Here is a 17,515-nt window from a genome sequence, read left to right as displayed (position 1 = left end):
CGTCGCCGTTCCGTAAGAAACGCCGGCCGGTTCCGCCGTCGCCCGCCCGACCGGTTCCCGATCGCGTTCCGGGGAACCGGTCACATCGACTCGAGCAGCGATCGACAGCGCGTCGCGACGAGTTCGATGCCGTGCTCGGTCGCGATGGCCCGGGCCCGCTCGACGTCTTCGCTCGCCGCGTCGTGCTCGCCCAACTCGAGTCGTACCCGCGCTCGTTCGACCAGCAATTCCGCTTCCGTCGGCCGCTTTTCCGCGTCGACTGCATCTTCGATACCCTCGGTGAGGAGTTCCAGTGCGCGTTCGTGGTCGCCGGTCGCGTGATAGTACGGACCGAGAGCCACCGCGTACAATTCGGCGCGGTCCTCGCCGCGCTCGATCGCCTCGACGTGTTCCGACGCCGCCGACGGATCGTCGGCCAACCTCGCCAGGATCAACCCCTCGCGGTTTTCGAGCGCTTTCTGTTCGTTTCCGAAACGACGTGACAGCTCGAGCGCGCGTTCGTGTGCCTCGATGGCGGTCTCGACCGCACCCCGTTCACGGCTGATATACCCGATACGCCAGTTGGCGTCGGCCTGACAGGACTTGTCGTCTGTTTCCGCCGCGACGTCGCGTGCGCGCTCCGCGTACCGAAGCGCGGCATCGAGTTCGTCGCGATAGTACCGACCGCCCGCCTGGACGTCGAGCGCGGCTGCGAGCCCGCCGCGATCGCCGATCGATTCGGCCAGCTCGATGGCCTCCCGGCTGTGTTCGATGGCTCCATCGAGCCGGCCCAGCTCGACGTCGATCGAACCGAGGTTGATGAGCAGGTTCGCCTGGTTCTGCGCGTCGTCGAGCGCGCGGGCGATTTCCAGGCCGTCCTCGTAGTACTCGCGGGCGCGTTTCGGGTCCCCCCGGAGGTCAGTGATCAGGCCGAGGTTGTTCAGGGCGGTTGACTGACCGCGTCTGTGGCCGATCTCCTCGAACCGCTCGAGTGAGTCGGTGAACGCGTCGGCCGCACCCGCCTCGTCGCCGGTTCGCATCCGCACAGCCCCGAGCGCGTTGAAGGCGGTCGCCAGTTCGTGCTCGTTCCCGAGGTTCTTCCAGGTAGCGATCGCCGTCTCAATCGGTTCTTCGGCGTCGGTTATTTCTCCGAGGCGGAATTTCGCGGACCCGATACCTTGCAGGGCGCGGGCCCGTTCGGTCTCGTCTCCGATTTCCTCCGCCACCTCCAGCGCTCGCTCGTACTCCTCCAGCGCCTTCGTTTCCTCGCCGGTCTGTAAGAAAACCATGGCCCGACTGTCGCGGAGTCGACACTCCTCGGTCGGCGCGGCGCCGTCCTCGTCGACGAGTTCGAGCCCGCGGTTTGCCAGTTCGAGCGCCTCGTCGTGCGAGCCCTGTTGCCAGTGGGCCCGGCTTCGCTTGCGACAGGTGCGCTGGACGACTTCGGGATCGGTCGTTCGCTCCGCGACGTACTCGAATCGCTTCCGCGCGTCCCCGAAGTCGCCGAGCGTGTGGGAGATGTCGCCCATTCGCTCGAGAATGTCCTGGACGGCGGTTTCGTCGTCCCGCTCGCGAGCACAGGTGAGGGCGCGTTCGTACGTCTCCGTCGCGAGCTCGAGCGCGTAGACCGACTCGGCGTGGTCGCCGGCCTGCAGGTAGTACTCGATCGCTCGCTCGCGTTCGCCACATTCGTGGTAGTGTCTGGCGATCGTCGCCGCACGCTCCTCGCTCGGTTCGTGATCGTCGAGCGTTCGGTACGCGTCGGCCACCGCTCGATGGAGCGTCTCGCGACGGCCCGGTTCGATGGTCTCGTATATCGTTTCCCGGACGACCGGACTGGCGAATCGAAGTCGGTTGCCGTCGTCGGTTCGGTCCCAGATGGTCGCGTCGACCAGCAGATCGACGTACGTCCGAACCGTGGAGGGATCGAGCGATGCGACGGCCTCGAGCACGTGCGGGTGAATCCGTTCCCCGACGACGCTCGCGATCGCCAGCACCTCGCGAGCCTCCGCACCGAACGCGTCGATTCTGGTCACGATCGACGATTCGACGTCGTCCGGTATCCGCACCTCGTCGGGGCCGTCGGGATAGACCCCGATCCGGGGATCGACGTCGCCGGTTTCGAGGAGGGAACTGACGCACTCCTCGACGAACAGCGGGATTCCGCCGAGCCGGTCGAACACGCTGTCGACGAACCGATCGGGGACGGCCCGCGTCCCGACCAGGCGGTGGACCAGTTCGCCGGTCGTCGCCCGATCGAACGGCTCGATCTCGAGGTGGTCCGCGGATCGCTCGTCGAACACGGTGGCTAACGGATGGTCCGCGGTGACGTCACCGGATCGATAGCTGATGACGAGGAGCAGCGGAGCCGTCTCGACGCGTTCGGCGATCGTGCCGACGAGCGCTGCGGTCGAGTGATCGATCCACTGGGCGTCGTCGAGACAGAGGACAAGCGGGCGATCGTGGGCCAGCTCGCGGACCATCGTCGCGATCTCCGCGAACCGGGCCCGTCGCTCGTCCTCGAAGTCACCGCTCACCGTCGGATCGAAGCCGCTCACCTCCTCGAGGGTGGTTCGAATGCGATCGACCGGTCCGTACTCGGGATGGCCGTCGAGCGCTTCCAGAAACGATCCGTATGGTTCGGAGACGTCTCGAATGCACCGACCCATGAGGAATAGCCCGCCGTCGGATTCGACCGTTTCTCCGAACGCCCGGAGCAAACTCGTCTTGCCGATGCCGGCGTCTCCGGACACGCGAGCGGTCACCGCCCCCTCAGCGCTCGCGCGCTCGAAGCGCGTCCGTAGCCACTCCCGTTCGGCCTCGCGATCGACGAACGCGTCGTCGCCCATTTCGTCCTCGAGAACGAGGACGCCGTCTTCCGTCGCGGCCGAGAGTGCGCTCGCCATCGGCGCCTCGTTCGCGTCAAGGTACGAATCGACGGCGTGAAGCGGGATAAGCACGTCTCCGTGCGACGTTCGAACCCGCAGGGGTTGATCCTCGATTCGGGCGCGAAACTCGCCGGCGCGCGCTCGACCGGACTCGGTGAGGCGATAGACCGACCGCTCTCCGCGGGTCTTCCCTGCGTCGACTCGCCGTTCTTCGACGAACCCCTCGTCTTGCAGGGTTGTGAGCGCGGAAATCATCGATATTCGGCCCGCTACCGTCGTGGTGCCGAGTCCGAGCGCGGTCGCGAGTTCGGAACTCGTCATCCCCGTGGCCGCGTCGGTCCCGTCTTCGACCGACGCGAGGTACAGGCAGAGGCGATCTTCGAGTGAGTGGTCGAGCATGCGTACGGGGGTCGAGCCGGTTCGTAGGGAATACATTCGCCCGACGGACGAAACTGTTGTGGCCTCAAGGGGATCGCTTCTCAGAAGAACTTGAAGAGGTCGTCCCGGCCCGCCTCGTGGAGGTGGGTTCGCACCGCCTCGGTGAGGGCGTCGATGGAGCCGCGCTTGGCCGTGATCGGCGCGATCGTGTCCTGCCACTGCTGCCACGGCGGCACCAGCCCGAGGCGGTCGCAGAGTTCGTCGAGGCGCTCGTCCCGGTCGTCGACCTTGTCCATCTTGTTGACCGCGACGACGGTCGGGACCCCCAGGTCCTGCAGGAAGTGAAACATCTCGACGTCGTAGGGGATCGAATCCGGACCGGTGTGACGATCGATGATGTCGACGGCGCTCTTGCCGTCGACGACGATGACGCCCACCAGCAGGCGCTCGGCGTAGGTCTCCAGGTAGCGAACCACGTCGGTCTTGATCTGCTCGCGTCGCTCTTCCTCGACGCCGCTCATGAAGCCGAAGCCCGGCAGGTCGGTGAGGACGAAGTCCTCGGGCGCCCAGTCGTAGTGGTTGGGCTGGCGGGTGACGCCCGGCTTCCCGCCCGTCGGGACGGCGTGGCCGGTGAGTTCGCGCATCAGCGTCGACTTGCCGACGTTGGATCGGCCGACGAGGACCACTTCCGCGTCGCGATCCGGACGCCCCTCGAACATACCCGTCGATGGACGGCCGGCGCTGATAAGTCCCGCGACGCTGGCGACGGGGCGCCGATCGGAAGCGGGGCACGCTCCGTCGACCGGTTCGACGTCGATCGTCCGTCGGTCCACTCGTCGTCACGCCCGTTCCCGATCGAGGTACGCGAGGACGCCGCGGACGTTCATGCTCACTTCGCCGCGGGCCTTCTCGGTGCCCCAGACGGCGTCCATGTCTGTCGCCTCGGCGAAGTGCTCGATCACGGCCTCGTCGTCGCCCAGCTCCGCGCGTTTCTCGCGGACGGCGTCGACCCATCCCGAGAGCGTCTCGGCGTAGGCGTCGAGGACGTCGCCGGTCTCGCGCGGACCGAAGTGGGCGAAACACAGCGTCGACCGATCGAGCGACTGCAGGGTCTCGACGTCCGCGAGGCAGGTCTCGAGGTCGAACTGCGGCGGGGGCGAGGTCGGGTGGACCTCCTCGATCGCCGGCACCCAGATGCCGGCGGCGTCGGCGGTGAAGATCGCGTCGTTCGCGGGGTCCTCGAAGACGAAGTGGTGCGGCGCGTGGCCGGGCGCGGCGTGCGCGAGGAGCGAGTGCGCCCCGAGATCGATCTCGTCGCCGTCGTCGTACGTCTCCAGGCGCGCCTCGGGGACGGGTTTCGGTTCGGTGTAGTACCGCCACTGGTCGCCGACCGCCGCCTTGGTTCCCTCGACGAGTCGCGAGGGATCCGCGACGTGGCGAGCGCCGGGCTCGGGCGCGTAGACCGTCGCGTTCGGACAGGCCTCGGCCAGGAAGCCGGCGCCGCCGGCGTGATCGAGGTGGACGTGCGTCAGCGCGATCACCGCGAGGGACTCGGCGTCGATCCCGACCGCCTCTATCGCGTCGAGGATCCGCTCGTAGTTCGTGCCGATCCCCGAGTCGACGATCGCCGGTCGCTCGTCGTCGACGATGTAGACGGAACCGTACTCGGCCGTCCCGTACATGCCCGTGTCGACGGAGTGGAGATCCGTGCAGTCGCCGATCGTTACCCGCTCGACGTCTCCGATTGCCATACGCCGAGAGGCGGTCCGAGAGCGCAAAAAGGCTGGTTTTGTCGATGCGGTACCTGGACGCGTCTCGTTCAGGGAAAGACTGATATGTGGTACCGTCGAACAGTGTGACAACCGTGTACACGACCGACGTGCGCGAGAACCCCGATCGCGGGCGGACGGCGACGGGCCCGCCCGGCGACGAGGGCTGTGACCACGAGCGCACCGTCTACGTCGAGTCGGCCGTCGGCGGGTCGCTCACGTGCCAGGACTGTGGGACCACGATTCCCGCCGAGGCGGACCCCGACGAGAGCCGGACGGAGGACGCCGGTCTCGATAGTCGGTGCCGGTGGGTCCTCACCCGCGTCGGCGGTCGGTTCTGATCGGGCCGGCGCGACTCCCGCGAGAACCTGCGCTTGCGCGTTCGGATCCGTTCGTGGGCACGAGCTTCGCCGAGCAATCCGGAGAGCGGGGCCTTTTTGCGCCGTCTCTCCCTTCGTTCGGACATGGACCTCACGCATCGACCGCGTCGACTGCGAAGCGACCCCGTCCGCGACCTGGTGCGGGAGACGTCGCTCTCGCCCGCGGACTTCATCGCCCCCATCTTCGTCGACGCGACGACCGACGAGCGCCGCCCGATCGAGTCGATGCCCGGCCACGACCGCGTCCCGATCGACGACGCCGTCGCCCGCGTCGAGGACGTCCGCGACGCCGGCGTCGAGGCGGTCATGGTCTTCGGAATCCCACGATCGAAGGACCCGGCGGGCACCCGCGCCTGGGCCGAAGACGGCGTCGTCCAGGAGGCGGTTCGTCGAATCACGGCCGAGACCGACGCGACCGTCTTCACCGACGTCTGCCTCTGCGAGTACACCGATCACGGTCACTGTGGCCCGCTGGAGGAGGGGCTGGACGCCGACGGCGGCGGTGGTGCTCGGTCGGCCGAGGCCGACACGACGGCGGAGCCGCCGGTGGGGGCTCCGGACGACCATGCCGGACCCGCGCTCACCGTCGACAACGACGCGGCCATCGAGTCGCTGGCCCGGATCGCCGTTTCGCACGCCGAAGCGGGTGCGCACGTCGTCGCCCCGAGCGCGTCGATGGACGGCATGGTCGGGGCGATCCGCGAGGGCCTCGACCGCGCGGGGTTCGAATCGGTCCCGATCATGTCCTACGCGGCGAAGTACGAGAGCGCCTTCTACGGCCCGTTCCGCGACGCCGCCGACGGCGCCCCGGCCTTCGGCGACCGCCGCCACTACCAGATGGACCCCGCGAACGCGCGGGAGGCCCGGCGTGAGGTCGCCCTCGACGTCGAGGAAGGGGCCGACGTGCTGATGGTCAAACCCGCCCTGCCGTACCTCGACGTCGTCGCGGACGTCCGCCGGGAGTTTGATCACCCCGTCGCGGCGTACAACGTCTCGGGCGAGTACGCCATGCTCCACGCCGCGGCCGAGAACGGCTGGCTCGACCTCGAGGAGACCGCCCGCGAATCGCTGCTCTCGATCAAGCGCGCGGGTGCAGACCTGATCCTGACCTACTTCGCGGAGGACGTCGCCGCCTCGCTGTGAGTGGGCGCCGTCTCCACGAGACGGGAGCGCGAGGGCCCATCCTCCGACCGGGCGGCCGCCGTCGCCGACTACTGTAACTAGTCCGACCAGTCGGTGCGTTTTTGCCGCCGGGGAGCGAGTCGACACCCGAGAGCGATCCGTCGTGACCAACGAAGCTTCTTCGGACGAGACCGCGAGCGAGCCGGCGGAAACGGCGCCGACTGTCGGGGCGGGCGCGCGGGCGCCGACCGATCACCCGAAGACGGCATCCGATATCGCGTCGATCTACGCGGACCAGGCCGACACCATGGAGCGGATGCGCTGGCTCGACCGCAAACTCACCGGCCGGTACCGGCGCCGCCAGTTCGGCGACGCGGCGGGTCGCGTCCTCGACGTCGCCTGCGGCGGGGGGACGAACTTCGCGTTTCTCCCCGTTTCGACCGATCTCGTCGGCGTCGACATCAGTCCGGAGATGCTGGCGGCGGCACGGCGTGAACTCGATCGGCTCGATCGGGACGGCGAGCTGGTCCGGATGGACGCCCAGCAACTGGCCTATCCGGACGACAGTTTCGACACCGTCATCTCGGCGCTGTCGACGTGTACCTTTCCCGACCCCGTGGCGGCGCTCCGCGAGATGCAACGGGTCTGCAAGCCGGACGGCCGGATTCTCCTCCTCGAACACGGCCGGAGCGACGTCGGACCGATCGATCGCTTCCTCGACTGGCGTGCCGAGGCCCACTACGAGAAGCACGGCTGTCGGTGGAATCAGGACCCCGTCGAACTCGTCCGCGATGCGGGCCTTCCGTTGATCGACGTCCACGAGCACGTCCTGGGTATCATCACCCGGATCGAGGCGAGTCCGGTCGCGGTCCGCTGATTCCGTTACTCGTCACGGAACCCGTCAGTCGTCCTGTGACCCGGTCGGCTCCGCGAGCCTCGCGTCGCCGTATCGCCGGAGCAGCGACCGAAGCGCGCGTCGCTTCACGAGGGCGAAGCCGGCGAGGACGACCACGAAGCCGACGACCGTCGTCACCTCGATCCCTTCGTCGAGAACGAGCCAGCCGGTCGCGGCGGCGACGACCGGGATGACGTAGTTGACCAGGGTCAGCTCCACGGAGCCGAGTGCGTCGAGCAGGTGGAAGTACAGCAGGTAGCCGACGGTGCCGGCGATCAGGACCAGGTAGGCCAGCGCGAGCCCGACTCTGGGCGTCCAGGCGACGGCCTGGGTCTCGCCGAGGCCGAGGCTCGCGGCGTGCATCACGGCGGCGCCGAGGACCATCATCCAGCCTTGCATCGCGGCGACCGGCAGGTCGCTTCGCGTCGACTGGACGAGTACCGTGCCGAGCGCCATCGCGACGGCGGAGACGAAGATCAGGCCGACGCCGATCGCGTGCGGTCCCGACAGCGTGGCGCCGGTCGGCCGGGCGACGATCGCGGTCCCCAGGAACCCGAGCGCGAGGCCGGCCAGTCCGATTATGCCGATTCGCTCGTCCGGCAGGAGCACGCGCGAGAAGCCGGCCGCGAGGATCGGGACCGTCGCGATGACGACGGCACCCACGGCGCTGGTGACGGACTGTTGACCGAGAAACCACAGGAGGTTGTGCAGGCCGACTACGAGCACGCCGCCGGCGACGATCCCGGCCAGGTCGGCCCGGCCGGGGAGCACCCGCCCGCCGGCGAGGACGGCGACGGCGAGGACGAAGAGCGCGATCCCGTCGAAGCGCAACGCGGCGAACAGCACCGGCGGCGCGTGCTCGACGCCCACCTTCACCGCCGGAAACGAACTCCCCCAGACGACCGCCAGGAGGACGAACCCGAGCGCGCTGCGACGGCTCATGGACGCGTCGTTCGAGTCGGACCGACTTACGGATTCCCATCGTGATGAGACGTCTCAACAGGATCAGACTCCGGAATCCTGCGCTGAGAATCGACGACACGGGCCGACGCACGGACGGAGTGGCAGTCAGCGATATCGGTGTCGACCGGGTCAGTCGATCGAGTCGAGAAACGAATCGATCGCGCGATCCAGTGCAGCGTCGAGCTGATGCATGGGTGCGTCGGCCGCACCGTCCCACTCGATCAACTGGTCCCGCCGACTTGCAAGAAGCATGTAATGGGCCATCATGCCGTCGAACGGTTCCTCACGAGGGTCCAGTTCTGGATATCGCCGCTTCAGAATATACGTCTTCGATCGGTACTCCGTGTGATCGAGATATCCCGCCTCCCATTCGTGTCCACCATCCGTATGTTCGTATATCCCGACGATATGAGTGGCACGATCGGCATAGATCTTGAATTGGGTGGTCCAGTACTCCCAGGCGGCATACGTATCGTCCATCAGAAAGGCGTGACCCTCGTTAAACAACCGATCCCGGGCACGTTCGAGGCGAGTTTTCTCTTCGTCGTTGTAGCTTCCTAGAACGAAAAACGATCGATCTGCGACGATCACGTCGTGGACATCCTCGTTGAGTGCTCGTGTGAGCGAACGGTACTCCTCGATTTCGAGCTCGTCCCGGTCCGAGTAGCGCCTCGTATCGTCTATTAACCGATGCAATTCACTGTCACCCATAGCGATCATTTCCAAACGCGATCAACATGAGCATTCGGATCCGCTCCGACCAAGTTGGCTGTCGCCAACATAGTTTTACCGCTCGAACGCGAACGACAAGGTGTGTCCCAATCTATTCCGCCCGCCGAAAACAGCGCGTTCTTCGACGTGGTCGACGCGCTGTCGGCGCCGTCTCGACGAGATATCGTCTCGAACATCGTCGCCCACCCGAAGGGTCTCCCGTCGATGAAAGAACTCGAATTCATGACGGGGCTCCACCGGTCGACAATCTACGAACACATCGACGAACTCCATAGCGCGGGACTCGTCGAGACGGAAACGCTCCCCGAAGAAGCGGTGAAGCGAGATCAGCCGAGAACGTTCTATCGGCTCACCGAGAGTGCGCGGGAGTTGTTCGACAAAAACGACGTCTTTCTCGAAGCCCATTGGCGAGAACTCTACGCAACCGTTTCGAAGCCGGACGAGATTATCGAGGCCGAAGAGGCGCCCAGGCCGTAATGTATCGTTCGGGCCGCGAACCGATCCGTCACTGAATTCGGCTGCGGACGACGTAACCGGTTCAACGTGGTGGCGAATCGCATCGGCAGGATTTGGTGCGAGCTGTCTTGAGTTACCATCGCTCACGCGAACCGGTCTCGCTCGCGCTCGACCGGCTCTTCACCCGACGAACCCCCGTCACGCGATGACTGCGCCACCGACGACGAGTGGCGTTCCGACTACCCGTCCGACCAGCACCGACGGTCGACTCATTTCGATCTCCGACGGCCGCTGGTTCGTTCCGACTGATTTCACCCAGCGGTTGAACCAGTCGATGACGGGATGATCGACCGCCGACAGCGAACCGCCGATCACCAGTATGGCGCCGAACCCGAGCGGCGTCCGGTCGGACATACTCGCCACCAGACGGATGGCCGACATGTGTGCTCCGGTTCTTTCCGTTCGTGACGCAGGTACTCCTCGACTGTTCGTCGGTCAATCGGACCCGATCTCCGTCTCCCGGTCGAGGTCAGACGAACCTCGGTACATCTTTGCCGGGTGAGGGCCAACCCGCGCGTATGAAGCACGATCGATCACGCGACCTGTACGACCGGGCGCTCTCCGTGATGCCGGGCGGCGTCAACTCCGCCGTCCGGGCGGCGGTCGAACCGTACCCGTTCTTCGTCCACAAGGGCGACGGCGGCCACGTGGTGGACGTCGACGACAACCGCTACGTCGACTGGGTGATGGGCCTGGGACCGCTGCTGCTGGGCCACGACATGCCGGAGTCGGTGCGGGCGGCGGTCCAGCGCCGGGCCAGCGAGGGACCCATGTACGCCGCGCCGACGGAGGTCGAGATCGAACTCGCGGAGTTCGTGACCCGGCACGTCCCGAGCGTCGAACAGCTCCGCTTCGTCAACTCCGGGACCGAGGCGACCGTCTCGGCGGTCCGCCTCGCGCGGGGGTACACCGGTCGGAACAAGATCGTCGTGATGCAGGGCGGCTATCACGGCGCCCAGGAGACGACGCTCGTCGAGGGCGACGCCGAACATCCGCGCCCCTCTTCGGCGGGCATCCCCCAATCGTTCGCCGAGCACACGCTCCCGGTCCCGTTCAACGACCGCGACGCGATGCGGGAGGTCTTCGAGGCCCACGGCGACGACATCGCGGCGGTGCTCACCGAGCCCATCCTCGGCAACTACGGCATCGTCCACCCGGAGGAGGGCTACCACGAGTTCCTCCGCAATATCACCGCCGAACACGACGCCCTCCTCATCTTCGACGAGGTCATCACGGGCTTCCGCGTCGGCGGCCTCGGCTGCGCGCAGGGTCGCTTCGACGTGACGCCGGACCTCACGACGTTCGGGAAGATCGTCGGGGGCGGGTTCCCCGTCGGCGCCGTCGGCGGTCGGGCCGAGATCATGGAGCACCTCACGCCCGCGGGCGACGTCTTCCAGGCGGGCACCTTCTCCGGCCACCCGGTGACGATGGCCGCCGGCCTCGAGACGCTCACCTACGCCGCCGAGAACGACGTCTACGCGCACGTCGACGACCTCGGCGAGCGACTCCGGAGCGGACTGGAAGACATCGTCGCCGACCAGGCGCCCGAGTACACCGTCGCCGGGACCGCGAGCATGTTCAAGGTCCTCTTCACGCGCGACGGGACGGAACCCACCTGCGCGGCGGACGTCGAGCGCGGCGAGACCGACCGCTGGCGGCGAATCTTCTGGGAATCGATGCTCGAGGAGGAGATCTTCCTCTCGCAGAACCAGTTCGAGTGTCAGTTCGTCAGCCACGCCCACACCGACGAGGACGTCGACCGAACCCTCGAAGCCTACAAGGAAGCGCTCTGAGCCGGGACCAGTCCGCTGGCGCCGGTTTGGGGGAGCAGGTGCCGACGTGGCGCTGCGACCTTTAAGTGGTTCTCGTCACAACGGTTCGTAGTAGAGGGATTCTCCGGCGACCCGTTTTCGAGCGAGCCCCGCGTCTCCGTCGTCCAGTCGGTTTCATCGATGCGAAACGGTGCGAGTTTCTTCTGCGGTTCATCGCCACTCGATGCAACAGCCTCGCTTGACTATCGCCACGTTCTGCCGGGACCCCGGCCTGGCAGCGCTCCTCCCCCAGGCTCCCCATCCGCTGTACCGGCGTTTCTTTAAGTACTTCTGGCGACAACGGTTCATAGTGAGCCTTCTTCCGGGAACACTGTTCGGCGAGCATCCGCGCCGTCACTGTTGGGAGACGGATCACCGCTCCGCCTGTGGCCAGTCTTCGGATCGGTACTGATATCCATTCTTCCTTTAAGTGCTTCTGGCGACAACGGTTCGTAGTGAGGCTTCTTCCGGGATGCCGACCGGCGAGCGGTTGCGCTGTCACACTGTGCAAGGATACGTGCCGATTTGTCGATGACCGTCGCGTCGCTGCTGGTACCCGATCCGCCTTTAAGTGGCTCTGGCGACAACGGTTCGTAGTGAGCGAAGCGGGTTCACCGTCGTTGGGTGAACCCCGACCCTTTTGCCTCCCCGTTCCGTACGAGGAGGCGATGACCGACGGACAGCCACCGTCCGGTCCGTCAGACGACGGTGCCGGCTATTCCGACGACCGACGACACGGCGTCGTCGACCATCACTCCCCGCCGCCCGCGGGCCCTCGCCGCCGGATGGACCCGGCCGACGACCGACCGGTGAGCACCGGCCCGGGCGACGGATCGCTCTCCCGGCTGGACGCCGTCAAGGACGAACGAACCCGGCGGTGGGACGTCACCACGCCGAGCGCGACCCTCATCGGCCGCCCGGACGAGCCCGGCGGCGACGTCGACGAGACCGTCCGCCGGCTGCACGACGAGCGCCACCCCGCGATGGCGGGTCACAGCGCCCGGATGCACCGCCTGGAGAAGGCCCGCATCGCCCACGCGCTTGCCAACGCCTGCTCGCTCTCGCGCTGGGAGCGCGACCGCGTCCTCGGGATCGTCACCGAACTCGACCTGACGGCCTTCGGCAGTCAGCGGGCCGTCCCGAAGGTGTCGCTGGTCGTCATCCGCTACGTCGTCGACCACGAGCGCCGGCACCGTCTCGGTCTCGAGGACCGCGAGTGGGTCCGCGAGCGCTCACCCGAGGAACTCGAATCCCTCTACGACCGATTCGAGTCCGTGGCCGAGGATCCCCGGTTTGCTGACCTGCTGGAGGCCCACGGCCTCGACACGACGAGTCTCAACCGGCTCGATCGCGTCCTCCAGACACAGCTCGACGAGCAGGACCTCCACGGCGCGGCGCTCGGGCGCGCACCGCACCGCGATCCCAACCTGCCGGCGATGGGCGATCGCGGCGCCGATGTCGGCACGGACGCGGCGTCGTCCTAGGCGTTCGCTATCGACCCTTCGCTCGTCCACGCCCGGGAATTTCCGCGCTGCCCTCGCGTCTGTTCTGCCAACCGGATCGTCCGAGAGTCCTGAACGCGGCGATCCGTACGCGCCGGATTCTCCCGGCGAAGTCTCGTCTCCTCGCGAGCGCTGGGGCCGATGCGCTCTCGATGGAGACGGCGTCTCAGCCGTCCCACCGGACGACGATCTCGTCGGTGTCCCAGCCGGAATCGAGCGTGACGGTCACCGTCCCCGTCTGGGAGAACGAGAGCGTCGTCTCCGCGGTCCCGTCCGAGCCCGTCGTGACCGGATCGGGATCGACCGTCGCGGTCGCGGTGTCGTTGACGGTCAGGTCGATGGTCTCGTCCGGCTGGTCGGGGTCGGTCAGGATCGGCAGGTCGACGGTGTCGTTGTCGGCGACCCAGACGCCGTCCTGCAGCGTCGCGTTGTCGGGCTCGCCCCAGTAGGCGATCCGGTGTTCGAAGGTGAGTCGATCGCGCTGTCCGTTGACGTCGACCAGTACGCGGTGGTCCCCCGGATCGAGCGTCGTCTCGATCGCGACTTCGAGGACGGTGCCGGCGTACCAGCGATCGGCGTCGCGGACCGTCGTCGTGACGTTGGTGACGTAGGCGCCGTCGACGAGCGGCTCGAGGGCTGCCGGTTCCAGCGTCGACCCACCGACGTTCTTCACGTAGAGGGTGAGGACGCCGTTTCCACCGCCGTCGGCCGGTTCGTACGCGTCGACGGCCGGGTCGTTGACGATCGCAATCTCGGTGTCGATCGCGGTCGCGTCGCGCTCGCCCGCGTTCTCGACGGCGCCGCCGAAGATGGCGGCGTTGGTGACGATGGAGCCGACGAACACCGTCGTCACGGCGGCGACGGCGACGAAGAAGACCAACTGGACGATCGATTCTCGCACTGGCGCTCAACTCTCGTGAGTGAGCGACGTCGGGGCGTATAGTCCTGCCGGCCGGGGGACGACACTCTGATGACGCTGCGGCGGTCGCCGATTCGCGATCGCGACGGGTCGCCGACGGCGGCGTCGCGGCCGCTCACGCTTCGCCCTCGATGACGCCGACGAACCGGACCTGGACGGTCACGTCCGCGTCGGTCTGGGCGTCGATGCGTTCGCGTAACGTCGCGACGAGGGCCGGATCACCCTGTCCCGGCGGGCCGCCGACGGTCACGGTCACCGTTTCGGGTTCGCGAAACGGCAGGTCGTCGTCCATCTCGACCTGCAGGTCGAGCAACTGGTAGGCCTCGTCGTCCGCGAGGACGGATTCGACCTCGCTGCGCGCGGCCTCTTCGAAGGTGGCCGCCTGGTAGGAGGCGTAGGTGATCCCGCCGAGGAAGAGCGCGAACACGCCGACGATCACGACGAGGCCAACCACCCGCCGCCGGACGCGCTCTTCGGTCGGGCCGAGGTCCCAGATCCGCTCCGGTCGATAGCCGGCGTACCACAGGGTGAGCAGCCCGGCGAGGTTCACCGAGATGACGTTCACGATCACGAGGACGGTCGCGCCGATCGCCGCGGTCGGTTCGCCCCAGGCGATGGCGATCCCGGCCGCGGCCGCCGGCGGAATGAGCGCCGCGGCGATCATGACGCCGACGAGGGCCACGCCGATCCCGGTCGAGATGCTCACCACGCCCGCGACGCCGGCCCCCAGGGCCACGGCGAGCGAGAGCAGGTCCGGCGCGAGGCGCTCGCTGATCTCGGGGACGTTCGTCAGGTCGAGCCCCGGCGGGACGACGTTCGTCACGCGCACGACGACGGCGAAGGCGGCCGCGGCGAGGATGGCGACGAGCACGCCGGCGAGCTGGTAGCGGAGGCTCGAGTGAAACAGCTCCTCGTCGTTGAGCACCGAGCCGACGCTGGCGCCGAGGGCGGGCCCGATCAGCGGGGCGATCACCATCGAGCCGACGACGACGGCGGCCGAATCGAGCAGCAGGCCGGCCGTCGCGACGATCGCGCTGATGACGGTCATCGTCACGAAGACGTCCCGCGACGGCGTCAGCGACCGGGCCTCGCTCTGGAGTTCCTGGCGCGAGATCCGCTCGGACTCGACGCTCGACGCCTCGTACTCCGCTTGCAACGCGTCGAAGTGGCGAGAGACCACCGTCTCGGCCTCGACGACGACCGTGTAGGCGTCCTCGGGAATGCCCTGCTCGGCCAGTTCGTCGAGGATCGGTTCGACGGCCGGTTTCGGCAGCGGAAAGTAGACGACCGCGGTGTACCCCCGCTTGCTCGTCTCCTCGGAGACGACGTAATCGATGTTGCGGTCGTCGAGGGCCGACAGCACCGACCGGCGCGAGCCGACCGGAATCGTCAGTTGTACGAGACGCACGTTCGTTCGAGGTGACGAATCGGAGGTGCTTAACTGTCGGTGACCGCAGCCGTACCGATGACGGACCGCCGCCACTTCTCGTCCTGCGGTCGAATGCAGTGAACGTGGGAGAATAGTGCGGAAAAGAAAAACTCTCATCCCGATATGGGGCGAAATATTCCCAACTTCCCGGCGCCTCCCGATAAACGGACAGAAATCGGCTTGGCGATCATCGGTCTTTATCTTTCGTGAGCGTCTGGTTTCGGAACATGGATTGGCTGGCAGCGGAGCGCGATCACGACGACTGGGTGACGGGCGAGACGACGCTCGGTCGGCTGTTCGAGACGGCCGCGTCGCGATACCCCGACCGACCGGCCCAGCACTACAAGGGCGGGATCCACGACCGCACGCTGACGGGCTCGGTCGTCCCGCGGGCCGAACCCGGCGAGTGGGGCACGCTCACCTACGGCGAGATGCGCGACATCGTCTCGAATCTGGCGGCCGGATTCCGCGACCTCGGCGTCGACCCCGGCGACCGCGTCGCCATCTTCGCGAACACGCGCATGGAGTGGGCCCAGTCGGACTTCGCCCTGCTCTCGATCGGCGCCGTCGTCTCCACGGTCTACGCGGGTTCCTCGCCCTCGAAAATCGCCTACCTGCTCGGCGACGCCGGCGCCGACGCCGTCGTCGTCGAGAACGAGGACATGCTGGAACGCCTGGGCGAGGTCGAGGACGAGCTCGACCTCTCGTTCGTCGTCACGATGGACGCCGTCGCGGACGACCACGCCCGGACGGACGTCCACACGCTGGCCGACGTCTACGAGCGCGGGCAGGACGTCTTCGACCCGGACGCCTACCAGGAGTGGATCGACGAACCGGCGATGGACGACCTCGCGAGTCTGATCTACACCAGCGGGACGACCGGGAAGCCGAAAGGCGTGAAACTTACCCATCGGAACTTCCGGTCGAACGTCACGCAGATCCGAAAGCGCGTCGCGCGAAAACCGGAGACGCCGCCGGACGTCCCGTCGATCGACGAGCACACGACGGTCGTTTCCTACCTTCCGCTCGCCCACGTCTTCGAGCGAACCTCCGGGCACTTTCTCATGTTCGGCAGCGGCGCGAGCGTGGCCTACGCGGAGTCGCCCGACACCCTCCAGGCGGACTTCGCGGCGATCGGTCCGACGAGCGCGACCAGCGTCCCGCGCGTGTACGAGAAGATTTACGACGCGATCCGCGAGCAGGCGAGCGAATCGGCCGTGAAGGAGCGCATCTTCGAGTGGGCGGTCGACGTCGGCGTCGCGTACCACGAGGCCGACGATCCGGGGACCGTCCTCGAACTCAAGCGCAAACTCGCGGACAGGCTCGTCTTCTCGACCGTCCGCGAGGCCCTCGGCGGCGAGATCGAGATGCTCATCAGCGGCGGCGGCAGCCTCTCGGCTGAGCTCTGCGCGCTCTATCACGCGATGGGGCTGCCGATCTACGAGGGCTACGGCCTCACCGAGACCGCCCCCGTCGTGACGGTCAACCCGCCGGCCGCGCCGAAGATCGGGACGATCGGGCCGCCGGTCGCCGACATCCAGACCGGGATCGACCCGAGCGTCATTACGGACGACGCCTTCGCGGACGACCCCGGCGAGGTGGGCGAACTCGTCGTCCGCGGCCCGAACGTCAGCGACGGCTACTGGAACAACCCCGGCGCGACCGAGCGGTCCTTCTCCGACGAGCCGCCCGAATCCGTCGAGGGTGAACTCGAGAACCCGGACGAGGCCGGCCGGTGGTTCCGCACCGGCGACATCGTCCACCGCCGCCCCGACGGCTACCTCGAGTTCCGCGAGCGAGCGAAGGAGATCCTCGTCCTCTCGACGGGCAAGAACGTCGCGCCCGGCCCCATCGAGGACCGCTTCGCCGCCAGCGAGGTCGTCGAACAGTGCATGGTCGTCGGCGACGGCCGCAAGTTCGTCGCCGCGCTGGTCGTCCCGAACATGGAGCACGTCCGCGAGTGGGCCGACGAGGAGGGTATCGATCTCCCCGCGGATCCGGACGACGCCTGTGCGCACGAGCGCGTTCGCGAGTACGTCGAGCGCGAGGTCGATCGCGTCAACGAGCACTTCGAGGACTACGAGACCATCAAGAAGTTCCGCCTCGTCGGGACCGAGTTCACCGAGGAGAACGACCTCCTCACCCCCACGATGAAGAAGAAGCGCCGGACGATCACCGATCGGTTCGAGGATCGGATCGAGGAAATGTACCGCGAGAGCTAGACGTATCGCG

The 17,515-nt window shown here is 67.3% G+C and carries 15 protein-coding genes; 7 read left to right on the top strand and 8 right to left on the bottom strand.

All coding sequences use genetic code 11. The features are described 5' to 3' along the window. Positions 1-80: 80 nt before the first annotated feature. From MXA07_RS00165 to MXA07_RS00155, 3 genes are all read right to left on the bottom strand, one after another. Positions 81-3,266 carry an ATP-binding protein gene (locus tag MXA07_RS00165; RefSeq protein WP_247730027.1) on the bottom strand — a complete coding sequence of 1,062 codons (3,186 nt, stop codon included), beginning with the start codon at positions 3,264-3,266 and terminating at the stop codon, positions 81-83. A gap of 80 nt (positions 3,267-3,346) precedes the next feature. Then, positions 3,347-3,964, bottom strand: coding sequence for a GTP-binding protein EngB (gene engB, locus MXA07_RS00160; RefSeq protein WP_247730026.1), 618 nt, complete (start codon positions 3,962-3,964; stop codon positions 3,347-3,349). A gap of 120 nt (positions 3,965-4,084) precedes the next feature. Beyond that, positions 4,085-4,996 (bottom strand): MBL fold metallo-hydrolase, encoded by a 912-nt coding sequence (locus tag MXA07_RS00155; RefSeq protein WP_247730025.1) that lies wholly within the window; start codon positions 4,994-4,996, stop codon positions 4,085-4,087. A 104-nt stretch (positions 4,997-5,100) separates the two neighbouring features. Here MXA07_RS00155 and MXA07_RS00150 point away from each other — a divergent pair, with 104 nt between their 5' ends. From MXA07_RS00150 to MXA07_RS00140, 3 genes are all read left to right on the top strand, one after another. Next, a complete protein-coding gene (locus MXA07_RS00150; protein ID WP_247730024.1) occupies positions 5,101-5,355 on the top strand; it encodes a hypothetical protein in 255 nt (84 codons plus the stop codon). A gap of 123 nt (positions 5,356-5,478) precedes the next feature. Further along, complete coding sequence (gene hemB / locus MXA07_RS00145) at positions 5,479-6,537, top strand: porphobilinogen synthase (protein WP_247730023.1); 1,059 nt, start codon at positions 5,479-5,481, stop codon at positions 6,535-6,537. A 142-nt stretch (positions 6,538-6,679) separates the two neighbouring features. Then, a complete protein-coding gene (locus tag MXA07_RS00140; RefSeq protein WP_247730022.1) occupies positions 6,680-7,393 on the top strand; it encodes a class I SAM-dependent methyltransferase in 714 nt (237 codons plus the stop codon). Between the two features lie 24 nt (positions 7,394-7,417). Here MXA07_RS00140 and MXA07_RS00135 read toward each other — a convergent pair whose 3' ends face one another. Both MXA07_RS00135 and MXA07_RS00130 read right to left on the bottom strand, forming a co-directional pair. Beyond that, entirely contained in the window at positions 7,418-8,353 is a 936-nt protein-coding gene (locus tag MXA07_RS00135) for a DMT family transporter (RefSeq protein WP_247730021.1), read from the bottom strand. Positions 8,354-8,503: 150 nt separating this feature from the next. Continuing rightward, positions 8,504-9,085 carry a DUF8170 family protein gene (locus tag MXA07_RS00130; RefSeq protein WP_247730020.1) on the bottom strand — a complete coding sequence of 194 codons (582 nt, stop codon included), beginning with the start codon at positions 9,083-9,085 and terminating at the stop codon, positions 8,504-8,506. Positions 9,086-9,187: 102 nt separating this feature from the next. Here MXA07_RS00130 and MXA07_RS00125 point away from each other — a divergent pair, with 102 nt between their 5' ends. After that, entirely contained in the window at positions 9,188-9,583 is a 396-nt protein-coding gene (locus tag MXA07_RS00125) for a winged helix-turn-helix domain-containing protein (protein WP_247730019.1), read from the top strand. 177 nt (positions 9,584-9,760) lie between these two features. Here MXA07_RS00125 and MXA07_RS00120 read toward each other — a convergent pair whose 3' ends face one another. After that, positions 9,761-9,976: a hypothetical protein gene (locus MXA07_RS00120; RefSeq protein ID WP_247730018.1), complete on the bottom strand. Its 216-nt coding sequence runs from the start codon at positions 9,974-9,976 to the stop codon at positions 9,761-9,763. Between the two features lie 164 nt (positions 9,977-10,140). On the opposite strand from MXA07_RS00120, the gene hemL reads away from it, so the two are divergent. Then, positions 10,141-11,415, top strand: coding sequence for a glutamate-1-semialdehyde 2,1-aminomutase (gene hemL / locus MXA07_RS00115; RefSeq protein WP_247730017.1), 1,275 nt, complete (start codon positions 10,141-10,143; stop codon positions 11,413-11,415). Positions 11,416-12,101: 686 nt separating this feature from the next. After that, positions 12,102-12,917 (top strand): DNA-directed RNA polymerase subunit epsilon, encoded by an 816-nt coding sequence (locus MXA07_RS00110; protein WP_247730016.1) that lies wholly within the window; start codon positions 12,102-12,104, stop codon positions 12,915-12,917. 184 nt (positions 12,918-13,101) lie between these two features. On the opposite strand, the gene arlG is transcribed toward MXA07_RS00110, so the two are convergent. Together arlG and MXA07_RS00100 are read right to left on the bottom strand one after the other, a co-directional pair. Continuing rightward, a complete protein-coding gene (gene arlG / locus MXA07_RS00105; protein WP_247730015.1) occupies positions 13,102-13,836 on the bottom strand; it encodes an archaellum stator protein ArlG in 735 nt (244 codons plus the stop codon). Between the two features lie 133 nt (positions 13,837-13,969). Further along, positions 13,970-15,262, bottom strand: coding sequence for a TIGR00341 family protein (locus MXA07_RS00100; protein WP_247730014.1), 1,293 nt, complete (start codon positions 15,260-15,262; stop codon positions 13,970-13,972). Between the two features lie 248 nt (positions 15,263-15,510). Here MXA07_RS00100 and MXA07_RS00095 point away from each other — a divergent pair, with 248 nt between their 5' ends. Beyond that, positions 15,511-17,505 carry an AMP-dependent synthetase/ligase gene (locus MXA07_RS00095; protein WP_247730013.1) on the top strand — a complete coding sequence of 665 codons (1,995 nt, stop codon included), beginning with the start codon at positions 15,511-15,513 and terminating at the stop codon, positions 17,503-17,505. Positions 17,506-17,515: the final 10 nt, after the last annotated feature.

The organism is Halovivax limisalsi (assembly GCF_023093535.1).
GTDB classification, from domain to species: domain Archaea; phylum Halobacteriota; class Halobacteria; order Halobacteriales; family Natrialbaceae; genus Halovivax; species Halovivax limisalsi.
This window is presented reverse-complemented; position numbering and strand designations above follow the sequence as displayed.

Bases quoted from the DNA above. Each gene is read 5' to 3' on its own strand.
- hemL (WP_247730017.1), top strand. From the start codon at position 10,141: ATGAAGCACGATCGATCACGCGACCTGTACGACCGGGCGCTCTCCGTG.
- MXA07_RS00095 (WP_247730013.1), top strand. From the start codon at position 15,511: ATGGATTGGCTGGCAGCGGAGCGCGATCACGACGACTGGGTGACGGGC.
- MXA07_RS00165 (WP_247730027.1), bottom strand. From the start codon at position 3,266: ATGCTCGACCACTCACTCGAAGATCGCCTCTGCCTGTACCTCGCGTCG.
- MXA07_RS00155 (WP_247730025.1), bottom strand. From the start codon at position 4,996: ATGGCAATCGGAGACGTCGAGCGGGTAACGATCGGCGACTGCACGGAT.
- MXA07_RS00130 (WP_247730020.1), bottom strand. From the start codon at position 9,085: ATGGGTGACAGTGAATTGCATCGGTTAATAGACGATACGAGGCGCTAC.
- MXA07_RS00110 (WP_247730016.1), top strand. From the start codon at position 12,102: ATGACCGACGGACAGCCACCGTCCGGTCCGTCAGACGACGGTGCCGGC.
- MXA07_RS00135 (WP_247730021.1), bottom strand. From the start codon at position 8,353: ATGAGCCGTCGCAGCGCGCTCGGGTTCGTCCTCCTGGCGGTCGTCTGG.
- MXA07_RS00120 (WP_247730018.1), bottom strand. From the start codon at position 9,976: ATGTCCGACCGGACGCCGCTCGGGTTCGGCGCCATACTGGTGATCGGC.
- hemB (WP_247730023.1), top strand. From the start codon at position 5,479: ATGGACCTCACGCATCGACCGCGTCGACTGCGAAGCGACCCCGTCCGC.
- engB (WP_247730026.1), bottom strand. From the start codon at position 3,964: ATGTTCGAGGGGCGTCCGGATCGCGACGCGGAAGTGGTCCTCGTCGGC.